At 55.6% G+C, this 12,940-nt stretch carries 12 protein-coding genes and 1 pseudogene; 4 read left to right on the forward strand and 9 right to left on the reverse strand.

Translation table 11 applies throughout. The annotated features are described in order from the left end of the window. Positions 1–122 precede the first annotated feature (122 nt). A complete protein-coding gene (locus tag ACTJKZ_RS10980) occupies positions 123–350 on the forward strand; it encodes a hypothetical protein (RefSeq protein ID WP_440829575.1) in 228 nt (75 codons plus the stop codon). A 42-nt stretch (positions 351–392) separates the two neighbouring features. On the opposite strand, the gene ACTJKZ_RS10985 is transcribed toward ACTJKZ_RS10980, so the two are convergent. The 3 genes from ACTJKZ_RS10985 to ACTJKZ_RS10995 all read right to left on the reverse strand — a co-directional run bounded on the left by ACTJKZ_RS10985 (position 393) and on the right by ACTJKZ_RS10995 (position 3,395). Continuing rightward, entirely contained in the window at positions 393–1,070 is a 678-nt protein-coding gene (locus ACTJKZ_RS10985; RefSeq protein WP_161735412.1) for a pirin family protein, read from the reverse strand. Between the two features lie 126 nt (positions 1,071–1,196). Next, on the reverse strand, positions 1,197–2,927 hold the full coding sequence (locus ACTJKZ_RS10990; protein WP_440829576.1) for a DUF2534 family protein: 1,731 nt from the start codon (positions 2,925–2,927) through the stop codon (positions 1,197–1,199). 45 nt (positions 2,928–2,972) lie between these two features. Continuing rightward, positions 2,973–3,395: a DUF2946 domain-containing protein gene (locus tag ACTJKZ_RS10995; RefSeq protein WP_440829577.1), complete on the reverse strand. Its 423-nt coding sequence runs from the start codon at positions 3,393–3,395 to the stop codon at positions 2,973–2,975. 218 nt (positions 3,396–3,613) lie between these two features. Here ACTJKZ_RS10995 and ACTJKZ_RS11000 point away from each other — a divergent pair, with 218 nt between their 5' ends. Next, a complete protein-coding gene (locus tag ACTJKZ_RS11000; protein WP_161735418.1) occupies positions 3,614–4,552 on the forward strand; it encodes a D-2-hydroxyacid dehydrogenase in 939 nt (312 codons plus the stop codon). A 216-nt stretch (positions 4,553–4,768) separates the two neighbouring features. Further along, positions 4,769–5,474 (forward strand): annotated as a pseudogene (locus tag ACTJKZ_RS11005) (Rpn family recombination-promoting nuclease/putative transposase); the annotation flags it as partial. 149 nt (positions 5,475–5,623) lie between these two features. Here ACTJKZ_RS11005 and glsB read toward each other — a convergent pair. The 5 genes from glsB to fucO all read right to left on the reverse strand — a co-directional run bounded on the left by glsB (position 5,624) and on the right by fucO (position 9,927). Beyond that, positions 5,624–6,544, reverse strand: a complete 921-nt coding sequence (gene glsB / locus ACTJKZ_RS11010; RefSeq protein ID WP_222925824.1) for a glutaminase B — start codon at positions 6,542–6,544, stop codon at positions 5,624–5,626. A 91-nt stretch (positions 6,545–6,635) separates the two neighbouring features. Continuing rightward, entirely contained in the window at positions 6,636–7,835 is a 1,200-nt protein-coding gene (locus ACTJKZ_RS11015; RefSeq protein WP_161735422.1) for a CynX/NimT family MFS transporter, read from the reverse strand. A 174-nt stretch (positions 7,836–8,009) separates the two neighbouring features. Then, positions 8,010–8,180 (reverse strand): hypothetical protein, encoded by a 171-nt coding sequence (locus ACTJKZ_RS11020; RefSeq protein WP_202605013.1) that lies wholly within the window; start codon positions 8,178–8,180, stop codon positions 8,010–8,012. A 104-nt stretch (positions 8,181–8,284) separates the two neighbouring features. Further along, the gene (locus ACTJKZ_RS11025) at positions 8,285–8,458 is read right to left on the reverse strand and encodes a GhoT/OrtT family toxin (protein WP_008924737.1); all 174 of its coding nucleotides are present in this window, start codon (positions 8,456–8,458) and stop codon (positions 8,285–8,287) included. Between the two features lie 320 nt (positions 8,459–8,778). Next, complete coding sequence (gene fucO / locus ACTJKZ_RS11030) at positions 8,779–9,927, reverse strand: lactaldehyde reductase (RefSeq protein ID WP_161735424.1); 1,149 nt, start codon at positions 9,925–9,927, stop codon at positions 8,779–8,781. 251 nt (positions 9,928–10,178) lie between these two features. Here fucO and ACTJKZ_RS11035 point away from each other — a divergent pair, with 251 nt between their 5' ends. Next, complete coding sequence (locus ACTJKZ_RS11035; RefSeq protein ID WP_440829578.1) at positions 10,179–11,822, forward strand: dihydroxyacetone kinase subunit DhaK; 1,644 nt, start codon at positions 10,179–10,181, stop codon at positions 11,820–11,822. A gap of 5 nt (positions 11,823–11,827) precedes the next feature. Here the strand turns inward: ACTJKZ_RS11035 and ACTJKZ_RS11040 are convergent, their stop codons facing one another. Beyond that, positions 11,828–12,706 carry a LysR family transcriptional regulator gene (locus ACTJKZ_RS11040; RefSeq protein WP_161735428.1) on the reverse strand — a complete coding sequence of 293 codons (879 nt, stop codon included), beginning with the start codon at positions 12,704–12,706 and terminating at the stop codon, positions 11,828–11,830. Between the last annotated feature and the right edge of the window lie 234 nt (positions 12,707–12,940).

Genomic DNA, 12,940 nt, shown 5'->3' on the forward strand with positions numbered 1-12,940 from the left:
GCGAGACGAGCTATCTCATCAGCAGGCAGAAGATTAGTACCATATCTATGTTTCAGATCAATAAATGCATTAAAGATTTGGGCTGAAAATGCAGGGAATATTTTGTTAACAGGAGGTGGAATATGAGCACTGCACTGATGACCTTACCTGAGTTTGCCCGCTACATTGGCATCACTACGCCGACGCTGGCGCGCGCCTTTTGCTGCCGGGGATCGCTGTCCGGCGTGCCGCTGCCGCAGGCACTGGATGATGCACCGCTGACACAACGCCACTGGCTACGCGACGATGTACGTCAGTTTGATCATGTCTATAAGCGGGTGCAAGCGATGCAGCAACGTAAAACGCTTTAAATCGCCCATCAAAAAAAAAGCGCGGGATTATCCCGCGCTTTGTTATGCAACATTATCAGGCTTCACCAGGAAGCAGACCAGATTGGCATCCCGATCGCCGGTAACCTCCATGCTGCTATCCAGCCCGCTCACCGCATCGCCGCGACTGAGTCGCTGATCGCCGATGCGAATAATTCCTTCCAGCACGATGAGATAAGCCACAAAGCCCGGCATCGAGGGCACGTCCACCGTCTGGTTACGCTCCAGCAGCGTATCGTAGATATAGACTTCCTGGCGCAATTCCAGCGGGGCATCAGACTCTTCCGGCCCGGCCAGTTCGGTCCAGCCGTTAGTCATAATGCCCTGATCGCGCTCCAGCACCTGAGTCATCGCTTCACCGCCCGGCAGTGAAGGCCGGATAACGGCCTGCAACAGTTCCGCTTCATACAGCGGCACTGATTCTTCGTACTGAACACCCTCACCGGCATTCACCACCATTACCTTTTTCGCAGAGAGCTGAGTACGCTCGCCGTTGCTGTCCTGATGCTGCATTGAACCGCGCCACAGGTAGGTGAACACTTCTTCGTCCTGATGCTGCTGCATCGGGATCCGGGCATCCAGTTTCAGCGACATCAGGTCAACAATGAGCAACGGGCTAAGCGCCTCGCCAGGCCGCTGACGACGAACGGTAAAAGGACCGTACTCAAAGAGTTGTTCAGAATTAGCTCGCACAATATTCATGATGAGTTCTCAGATAAAGGAAGGCATAACAACGATCATAGACCTCAGGCGCAGAATGAGAAGCCGGATGATTTGCCCGGCTTCGTCAGTTATTTTGAATAAAAAATGACGCGGTGTGTCATCTGCTTATTTGCCCTGTTCGTCGCTCTCACCCAGGAAGAAATACCAGAGTGGGATCGACAATAGCCCGGTAAAGACCGTGGAGTAGAGCAGGATCATCATCGCCTGGGTGATATACATGGTCAGTGACCAGTGGCTGAAGGGGATCTGATACTGGTCAATTACGCCGCCGATCATCGCATTCGCCATCACTGAAATCACAATCAGCGCCAGCACCGTGACGCTGCGGAGAAAATAGCGCATTTCTTTGCGCTTTCCGGCGAAGCGTGACTGGACGATAGCCAGCGGCGACTGCTTATCTGGCGCAATTTCTTCCCGAATGACCGACGCATGCTGCGCGCTGCGCCAGCGCTGAATATCCAGCAGGATCAGCACAACCAGGCTGATGCCCATAACAGGCAGCGCATAACCCAGCGCCAGCGTCACTATCAGGCTGGTGCCCTGCGTATAACGCGGCAGTGCAAGCCAGACGGACAACAGCGTCTGCGAGGGGCTGAGCTGGGGAACCGCCGGGCGGCGAATCCACCACATGCGGTAGCCCAGCACTATCATCGCACAGAGTCCAAAGCCGAACAGGGCCAGAATCAGTTGGTTAGGCAGACCAAACAGTACCCCCATATGCGCATCCACGCCCCAGCGGGTCAGTTTTGCCACCAGCGGGAAGCTGGCGAATTCAACGCGGTCGACCACGCTGAAATCAGCCGGATTGATAGAAACCGCATCAACCTGACTTGGCCAGCTGCGATCAATCTCCGATACGGTCCAGGCCTGTTCTGCGTTCTTAGGCTGACGCAGCTCCAGTTTCGCGGCGTGCAGTCCGGCCTGACGTGCTGCTGCCAGTGCCTGATCCCAGCTGGCATTCGGTTGATTGAGAACCACTGGCGCGGCGATTCTGGCTGATATGGTCATGCCGGACATCGTCATGCCTTCCATCGCACCGCGATGGTCAGCATGCGGATCGGCTGCTTCGGCGGGCGCGTCACCGTTCAGTGCGGTATTAACCTGCGGCGTTTTCCAGCCAAAGTCGCTGCGCATCTTTTCGATATTGTTGCCTGCCCACTGTGACCAGGTCAGTCCCGTTACCGAAAAGAACACCAGCCCGATAGCCAGCAGCAGACCCAGCGTAACGTGCCAGTGACGCGTTGCCGCAAATCCGCTGCGCACTTTCTTACGGGTACGTGGTGGCCGGGTGCCGGACCATAAGATGATCCCACCCAGCGCAGCGACCCACAGCCATGAGGCTGCCAGCTCGCTGTAGTTACGGCCAAAATCGCCGAGCAGCAGGCCGCGATGCAGCTGATCCAGCCACATGCGCAGCGGCAACACACCGCTGGTGCCATACACCGTCATATCGCCTTTCACCTGCAGAGTGTAGGGATCGATAAACAGCGATCGTGATTCCGATGGGCCAAGCTGAGGCTCAGCAAACTGCACGCGGGTTGTATCATGCGGACCCGGTGCGGGACGCACGGCGTAGATACGTGCAGACTCACCCGCACGCGCACGTGCGGCGGCAATCTGGGCTGACAACGGCTGTGCCTGGCCCTGTGCATCGGTGGTCAGGGCATCGTGATAGATAGCCTGTTCCAGCTGCGGCGTCAGAACGTAGAGCGTGCCGGTGAGCGCGGCGACAAAAATGAACGGTGCGATAAACAGACCGATATAAAAATGCAGGCGGCGAAACAGATTAAACAGCGTGCCGCGCGGTGCAGGGATAATTTCCTGAGAAGAGGACATAGCATTCCACACTTTTCAAAAGACAAAGGCGATTGGGTGACGTTGTCACGCAATCGAATCAGAAAGCAGTGAGTGTGAAGTGAAAGCAGGCGGCGCTCGTGGTCGGTGGAGACGCAACATCCATCGCCACGGAGGCGGATTAATCGCAGAGGGCGGCGGGGCGCGGCTGATCAGGCTCATCCACTCGATGAACGGGATAAATACCCAGAGCATCAGCGGCACGTGCACCAGTAAATCGCAGTAAACACAGGCAAAACCAGGATCCATCATCATCCCATGGTCCGCCATTGACATCATTTCGCTGTGATGATGCATCATCGGCATCTCTGCGCTCATAGCGGAGACACGCTGCATTGTGGCGTGATGCTCAGCCAGATTCTTTGAAATCATCGGGGCGACAAACAACAGCAGCACGGCCAGTATCGCAATACCGGCAGTGAGTCGATGTCTGAGTGAAGATTTCTGCATGATTGTAACGGACGCAAGGGGTGAGAATTCCGGGCGGCAGTGTAACGCGAAGGGGATAAAAGGGTTAAATAAAGTGGCATCTGTTCCGAAAAAATTCGCACTCTTTGAACATATTCACTTTAATTCCAGCATCATTTAACTTAGATGTTACTCGTTAAATACATACAAATAACATTAATGAGTCGGTTGCATTTAACCGAACCCATAAAGGAATGAAGATGAAAATTGTAATGCTGGATGGTGACACACTGCCTGTCTCTCTGCCGACCGGGCAACTACAGGCTGACTGGGAGATTCGCGCACAAACACCGGTCAGTGACATTGTCTCTTCGCTCACGGGCGCGACGGTTGCGATTACCAATAAGGTGCCGTTGTGTGCCGACACCCTGGCGCAGCTTCCTGAACTGCGCTTTATCTGTATTGCGGCAACCGGTTATGACTGTATTGATACAGAGGCCTGCCGCGTCCGCGGCATCGTGGTCAGTAATGTACCCGGCTACTCTTCTCAGAGCGTGTCGGAGGCGGTAATCGCCGCCATTTTCGCCTTGCGTCGTCACATGATGGCTTATGCCGTTAATACCCGCATCGACTGGCCGCAGGCGCAGCACTTTTGTCTGCATCGTCAGCCAATAGGGGATATTGGCGGCGCCACGCTGGGTATCGCGGGCAAAGGTGATATCGGTCAGGCGGTCGGCAGGCTGGCCCAGGCGCTGGGAATGAAGGTCCAGTACGCGGAGCGCAAAGGCAGTGATCGGGTGCGTGAGGGCTATGTCAGCTTTGAGCAGATGCTGGCCACCAGCGATATTATTTCGCTGCACTGCCCATTGAGTGACAGCACCCGTCAGATGATTGATCGCGAGGCGCTGGAGAAAATGAAACCGCATGCGCTGCTGATTAACACCGCGCGTGGTGGCCTCATTAACGAGGCCGATCTTGCTGAGGCATTAAAGCAGGGGCTGATTGGCGGCGCGGCGCTGGATGTTCTGAGCAGCGAACCACCCTCTGCAGATAACCCGCTGCTGGCAGATTTGCCCAATCTGCTGCTGACGCCGCACATTGCCTGGGCGAGTCGCAGCGGCGTAGAGAATCTGGTGACGGGTGTGATGGCCAATATTGCGGCCTTTATTCAGGGCGAGCCGGTTAATGTGGTGAGCTGAGCTGGGTCGAATGGCTTTCTGAGGCCTGCAATTCGTTAATATTCAGAGCAACCTCGTAGAATTCAGGAAAAGCGTTTTACGGGGTTCAATCATCAGAGTATTCATTTCGTTATTTCCATCCGGTCTTTAAACGTTCGTGCGCTACAGGATTTAGCGCCTTTTATCCTGCTGAATCAGCCGTTGTCAGCGCTTCAGGAACAGAAAGGAGTCTGGTCAGTGAAAAAGAACAACAGCACGCACACGCCTCATGATGCGACATTCCGGCAATTTCTGACTCAGCCGGATATTGCCCGGGATTTCCTGGCGCTGCACCTGCCGCCAGAGTTGTGCCAACGCTGTGATCTCAGCACACTGAAGCTGGAGTCGGGGTCGTTTGTCGAGGATGACCTTCGGCAGTACGTTAGCGATGTGCTTTACAGTCGTAAGACTATCGCTGGCAATGGATAGATCCATGTACTCATTGAGCATCAGTCATCACCTGACAAACATATGGCATTTCGGCTGATGCGCTATGCAGTGGCTGCCATGCAGCGCCATCCTGAAGCTGGGCACAAGAGATTGCCGCGGGTAATACCTATACTGTTTTACGCGGGCAGACGCACTCCCTATCCTTATTCGACCCGGTGGCTGGATGAGTTCGACGACCCGTTGCTGGCGGACAGGCTTTACAGCCACAGTTTTCCACTGGTCGATGTCACGACGATTCCTGACGATGAGATCATGCAACACCGCAGCATGGCGGCACTGACCCTGTTGCAGAAACATATCCGGCAACGTGATCTGGCAGAAATGATGGACAAGCTGGTATCCATTTTGATGGCAGGCGATCACTCTTCATCGCAGGTGATAATCATTGGCAAACTGCATTGTGCAGGCGGGCGAAGTCTCAAACGCCAAAACCTTTGTACAGGAGCTGGCACAGATTTCGCGCTAAGAATTTTTTGAGCGCTGATTAACGCTGACGACTCAAATCGCCAGCGTACTGCACTGAAAATATAAAATCAGCTTGCCGGAATCATGGGAACTCCATCGCTTTTCATCACGGCGAGCCTGTTATTTGCGCGCTCAGTATCAAAATATCGAGCGCCCCAGCTTTTCCGTCAGCAATTCCAGCACAGCAGTGCCCGCCAGCGAATTACCTGCGCTGTCCAGCCCGGGTGACCAGACGGCAATGCTCATCTCGCCAGGGATGACGGCAATAATTCCGCCACCTACGCCCGACTTTGCAGGCATCCCAACCCGCCACGCGAATTCGCCTGCGCCATCATACATCCCGCTGGTGATCATCAGTGCGTTAATCTGCCGCGCCTGACGCGGTGTAATCATCTGGCTGCCATCCAGTGTTTTACCCTGATTAGCCAGATAGATGAAGGTGCGCGCCAGTTCAACGCAGTTCATCGACAGTGAGCAATAGTGGAAATAGGTCTGCATGACGCTGGTGACATCATTATCGAAATTACCAAACGACTTCATCAGCCAGGCTATCGCGGCATTGCGGGCAGAATGTTCAAATTCAGAGCGGGCAACGTGGCGATCATAATTGATATCGGGCTGCTGGCTAAGCTGGCGCACAATTTCCAGCATTCGCTGGCGTGGCGCCGTCAGGCGGGTTTCCAGCAGATCGCAAATCACCAGCGCACCGGCATTGATAAACGGATTACGTGGCTTGCCCTGTTCCAGCTCCAGCTGGACCAGTGAATTAAATGGCTGGCCTGATGGCTCTTTGCCAACCCGCTGCCAGATTTCACTGTCGTCATAGCGGGTCAGTGCCACAGTCAGCGATAGCGCTTTGGATATCGACTGAATAGAAAAGCGCGTCTCCGCATCGCCCGCCTGAAAGAGGGTGCCGTCACGCAGGCAAACGGCAATGGCCAGATTGTCGGCCGCAACATCGGCCAGCGCGGGGATATAGTCAGCGACTTTTCCCCGATGGACCAGCGGACGCACCTGATCCAGGACCTCCTGCAGCAGAGCATTATTTAGTTCAGACACGCACTTTTCTCCCGTCGGTTTACGCTGGCCGGCAATGCGTGATGCATTTGCGACCGGCCAGTCATCTGTTGTGAGTCGCTGAGCCGCATTTTCAGCTGATGGGTTTTGACTGTGCTGCCAGCGGAGCCAATACCATCTGTAACAGGCTCAGCAGTGCCAGCACACTGAAGGGCAGCGTCCAGTTACCGCTCTGTTCATGGAGCACGCCAAAAAACAGCGGGCCCAGGGCTGCCAGCGCATAGCCCACACATTGCGCCATGCCTGAAAGTTGTGAGGCCTGACGGTGATGTGTGGCGCGCAGATTAAACAGCGAGAGGCAGAGCACCAGTGAAGCCCCGGCACCCAGTCCGGCCAGTGTCAGCCAGATCAACGCCCATTGCGGATTAAGCAGCAGACCTGACATACCGAGGAAAATACCCGAGGAAGCAATGAATGCGGTGAGCCGGGCATCTTTTACCCGCTTCAGCGCAACCATACAGGCCAGATTAGCAACGATTGCAATTGCCTGATACCAGAACAGCAGCCACCCAGCCTGCGCCTGAGTGAAGCCATTATCCTGAGCAAACACGGCAAACCAGTCGATCAGGGTATAAAATGCCAGCGATTGCAGTGCCATAAACAGGGCGATTTGCCAGCCACCGGCTGAGCGCCACGCATGACGATGTGCAACAGGGGCTTCAGCCGACGCTAAAGATGACTGCCGCTGACGTAAAAGCGGCAGCCAGGCGAGCAGCGCAACCAGCCCTGGCAGCGCCCAGACAACCAGTGAGAGTCGCCAGCCCGCCGTTGAGAGCTCGCTCAGCGGCACGGCAATGCCCGACGCGAGGCTGGCAGTAATCGACATGGTGGCGGCATAAAGGCCAATGTATCTGGCGGTATGGGCGGTGAAATCGCGCTTAATCAGGGGCGGCAGCAGTACGTTGGCCGCGGCAATACCTGCGCTCAGCAGCAGCGTTCCGCTCCATAATGCCGCTTCAGCAGGCAACCAGCGCAACAGTGAACCAGCAGTAATCAGGCACAGTGCACTCCACAAACTGCGCTCCAGCCCGACCCGATTTCCCAGCCAGGCGGCAGGCGGGGCGAGCAGGGCAAAAAGCATCAGTGGAATAAAGTTAAACAGGCCTGCTTCGCTGGCGCTGAGGCCAAAGGTCTGGCGGACATCCTGCAGCACCGGCCCGACGGCGGTAATCGGTGCCCGAAGATTTGCTGCGGTGAGCAGCAGGACGAACAAAAAAAAGCTGGCGCTGGAAAACGCAGCGAGGGGTTTAGCTTGCTGTTGTACAGGCATCATGGCAGGGATCATCACATGCAGCAGTGCTGCGGGGGCGTTGGTTGACGTTAACGCTTACGCATCAGAATTGATGTCTGGGCGTTACTTTACTGACCGGTTAGCGGCCTGTAAAGCCTTGTTATATGATGAAATAGCGTAAATGCGATCTCGCCGCCGCGATCGCTGTATGAGTGATTAGTGGAACTCAGGCTCAGGGAAGTGACCACAGTCGTTCTGGCTGGGATTAGATCCGGGCTGGCAGGTCTGCTGACGGGTTTCGGCCGCGGGAACCGTTTTTTCAGCGTGCCACGGGGCACTGCAGGCACTGAGAAGAGAAACCAGAATCATCACACTGAATACGCGCATATCCGCTCCTTATTAACCCTTTTGAGCAAGGTCACGTCGGTGATCGGCGGTTGGCAGGTCAGGGACGTCTTACCTGAGTGTGGTCGCTAAGGGGATAATGTCAATTAAAACAGCGCAAACATCAGCGCAACAGGAAAACTCATCGGCCAGGTGGCACCCACCAGAAAAGCGCTCAGCAGTTTGATGCTCAGCTTATCTTTGGCGATGAAGAAAGTGATTAGCGTCGCGACCAGTGCAACAACGGCATAAAAAATTAGCATACCCTGGTACAGTGTCATTGATATCTCCGCAGCGTCATTATGGTTTTCGCTGCGCATGATGCGGATTTTTGTGATCCAGATCAAGTGAATCAGGGTTAAGCATCTAAAGAAATTATCGGTCAATATGGCTGATTTACGCTCTGACATCGATGATGATAACGGGCGATTTCAGGCTGAAACCGTGGCGGGAAATGTGGGTCGAACCTTTGCTGATGCCGCCATCCTATCTTTACATCCCCTGGCGAACGCTTGCTGACTGACCGTTACCCTGACGTAAAAAAGCCCGCTATGGTGGGCGGGCCAGACATGGCAGTGCATGACTAAACAGCGTACGCGTTTTAACTCTGACGATAGAGTGCCATCACCGCTTCCAGATCCGGGGTACGAGGGTTACCGCCGGTGCAGACATCATCCAGCGCCGCCTGCGCCAGTGCAGGGATATCCGCCTCCTGTAAGCCGACCTCGCGCAGCGAACGCGGAATACCCACATCGCGGCAGAGCTGACGAACTGCAGCGACAGCCGCTTCCCGCGCCTGATCCAGCGTCAGCGTGTCGACCTGTTTCACGCCCATCGCACGGGCAATATCGCGATATTTTTCGCCTGTTGATGGGGCGTTCCATGCCATCACCTGTGGCAGCAGAATGGCGTTCGCCACGCCGTGCGGCACGTTATAAAAAGCGCCCAGTGGATGTGCCATACCATGCACCAGACCGAGTCCGACATTGGAGAAGCCCATACCGGCCACATACTGCCCCAGCGCCATCTGCTCAACAGCAACAATATTTCCCGCCACCGATTCGCGCAGCGACTGGCTGATAATTTCAATGGCTTTGAGGTGCAGCATGTCAGTCAGGGGCCAGGCACCGCGCGTAATGTACCCTTCAATCGCGTGAGTTAGGGCATCAATACCGGTGGCCGCTTTCAGCGAGGCGGGCATGCTCGCCATCATCTCCGCATCAATAATCGCCACTTTTGGAATGTCATGCGGATCGACGCAGACAAACTTGCGACGATTCTCTTCATCGGTAATGACATAGTTAATAGTGACTTCTGCCGCCGTGCCTGCCGTGGTCGGAATTGCGATGATTGGCACGCACGGATGACGGGTTGGGCTAACCCCTTCCAGGCTGCGAACATCTTCGAATTCAGGGTTGTTGATAATAATGCCGATCGCTTTACTTGTGTCCTGCGGTGAACCACCGCCGATGGCGATGAGGTAGTCAGCACCTGATTCCCTGAACACGGCAACGCCCTGCTGCACTACCCGGATAGTCGGATTCGGAACGACCTCATCAAAGACCGCCCAGGCAAGCTGATGCTGTTCCAGCAGGTCAGTTACCCGCTTCAGCGCACCGGCCGCAACCAGCGCTTTGTCAGTGACAATAAGCGCTTTACGCATCCCGCGACGCTGTACCTCTTCAGGCAAATGACGTAATGCGCCAGCACCAAACCAGGCGGTTTCATTCAGAATCATACGTTGGGTCATCAAAACATCCTCTGTTAAAAATGGTTTTCTACGATCCGTTATCCGCTTTTCAGGTTCTGCGCATAACCTCTCAGTTTCAGGTAAGAACATTTGATAAAAATCAATGAATTAGTAAAAAGTACTGCGCGCAATTCATTCAGGCAGGGCTTTCGTCTGGTGGGTATGCGGTGAGAGGCGGTGGATTATGCCCATCGTCAGTTGTGTGCAACACTTCTTTATTACAAACCTGTCCGTCCATGAGGAATGAAGACATGACCCGATTCGTAATGAATAAAAAGGATGAACTCGTCGACAGCGCGCTGGATGGCATGATTTACGCCAGTCCGTGGCGCAATCTGGTGCGGCTGCAGGTCGATCCCCACATTCGCATCGTGATGCGCAGAGACTGGAAAAAACAGCAGGTCGCACTGATCTCCGGTGGCGGTTCCGGCCATGAACCGGCGCACGTCGGTTTTATCGGCAAAGGAATGCTGACGGCGTCCGTCTGTGGCGATGTGTTCGCCTCACCCAGCGTTGATGCGGTTTATAACGCCATCATCAACCTTACCGGTGACGCGGGATGTCTGCTGATTGTGAAAAACTACACCGGCGATCGACTCAACTTTGGGCTGGCGGCTGAAAAAGCCCGCAAGGCAGGATTCAGCGTCAATATGGTGATTGTCGGTGATGATATAGCCTTACCGGACAATCCTCAGCCACGCGGCGTGGCAGGCACGTTGCTGGTGCATAAAGTGGCAGGCTTTGTCGCCGAACGCGGTGATGATCTGACGGCGGTAACGGAGGCCGCAGAGGCCGCCAGTCGTGCTATCGCCACCATGGGGGTAGCGCTTTCCAGCTGTCATCTGCCGGAAGAACAGACCGGCCAGCGGGTGCCCGACGGCAGCGTGGAAATGGGGCTGGGGATTCATGGTGAGCCGGGCGTTGACGTCATGCCGACTCAGAACAGTCAGCAGATTGTGCATCATCTGCTGGAGAAGGTGATGCCAGGTCCAGACAAGGATCTGCCCTGCGCGCTGCTGGTGAATAACCTTGGCGGGATGTCGGCGCTGGAGATGAGTCTGGTCACACGTGATCTGATTGAGTCGCCGCTGAGCCGGGGAAGCCGTTATCTGATTGGCCCGGCACCGCTGATGACCGCGCTGGACATGAAAGGGTTTTCCGTTACCTGCATGACGCTGACGCCGCTGTTCGAAGCGGCGATCTGCGCCCCGGTTGAAGTGACCGGCTGGGTTCCGGCGGTTAAGATCACATCGCTTCAGCCGGTTAACGCGACCCGAGAGGCGACAGCGCATTCGGTGCAACCCTCAGAAAATCCGGTAGTCGCAGCCTTTGTTAACCGCATTTGTGAAACGCTGATCGCCAGTGAAAGCGAGCTGAATAAACTCGATGCTCAGGTGGGTGATGGTGATACCGGCTCGACCTTTGCTGCTGGCGCGCGTCAGATCCAGCGTGAATGCGCAGATAACCAGCTGCCACTGAATGTTCTGCCCGACCTGCTCGCGGTAACGGGTGAGCGACTGGCCACGGTCATGGGCGGATCCAGCGGCGTGTTGATGGCCATCTTCTTCACCGCCGCGGCGCAGCACCTGTCGGAAGGAGATGACCTGCCGGTCGCCTTACAGCAGGGTCTGGAAAAAATGAAGCAGTATGGTGGGGCTAAACCGGGCGATCGCACACTGATTGATGCGCTCCAGCCCGCTATTGAGGCGCTGGTGGCGGGCAAACCGCTGGCAGCCGCAGCAGATGCGGCGCAGCAGGGCAGTGATGCAACCGCCAGCATGGGAAAAGCAAAGGCGGGCCGATCATCTTATCTCAACAGCGCGAACCTGAATGGCGTGCCCGATCCCGGTGCGGTTGCCGTCGCCCGCGTTTTTGCGGCATTAAAAACGCTTTAGCTCAATCACAGCGCTAAACGCGTCTGTAAAAAGGCCAGTAACTGGCGGTTTACTTCGCTGCGCTGACGGTGCTGTGGGTAAACCGCATTCAGGGAGAGTGGGGGCGGCTGGCAGCCGTCCAGCACCGTCACCAGTTCACCCCTTTGCAGGTCTGTCTCTACGATAAAAGCGGGAAGCAAGACCAGTCCGAGTCCCGCCAGGGCGGCATCACGCAGCACTTCGCCATTGTTACTCACCATGGGGCCCTGAACCGCCAGCCATTTCGCTTTGCCATTGACCTGCAATTCCCAGCCATTCAGACCTTCCCGTCCGTAGCGCAGACAGGCGTGTTGCAGCAACTCCTCGGGCTGCTGCGGCGTGCCGGCCCGCTGCAGGTAACCGGGACTGCAGCAGATTACCCGTTTCAATTCACCCAGCGGACGGGCAATCAGCGTGGAATCTGCCAGGGTGCCGATGCGAATCGCCATATCGACGCCTTCGCCAATTACATCAACATAGCGATCGGCCAGCTCAATCTGAAACTGCAGTGCCGGATGATGGCTCAGGAATTCAGCGATTAGCGGTGACAGGTGGCTCATGCCAAACGACATTGGCAGATTGATGCGGAAAGTCCCGCGCAGCGCCTGCTGCTGCTCCGACACCGCCAGTTCGGCTTCCTGAATCTCATCCAGAATGCGCTGAGCATGCTGCGCAAAAAGCAGACCCGCATCCGTCACTGACAGCTTGCGGGTGTTACGTATCAGCAGACGTACGCCTAACGACGCTTCCAGCGCGGCCATGCGGCGGCTGACATACTGCTTCGATAACATCAGCTGCTCAGCGGCTGCAGTGAAGTTACCAGCATGTATCACGGCGATGTAAATCCGGAGATCTTCGATCTGCATAGTGTCCACTTATTGGTAACAGTGACGGGGTGTCTGGCGAAAACTCAGCCGCAGGCGTTAACTTATATCGGGTATTGGGTCACAGGGCAACGCGTCAGCACCCTCAGCCAGCGCGACAGGGATCATAGATTTACCGTTCCGTAATGTCTAAACGGGCTGTCAGCCGGGCTAATCGCGTTAAAGCCGTTATAGTAAGCAGGCAGTGATGCAATCCATCCGGAACTAACCTGATAA

The organism is Pantoea sp. 22096 (assembly GCF_052045955.1).
In the GTDB taxonomy this organism is placed as follows: domain Bacteria; phylum Pseudomonadota; class Gammaproteobacteria; order Enterobacterales; family Enterobacteriaceae; genus Pantoea; species Pantoea alfalfae.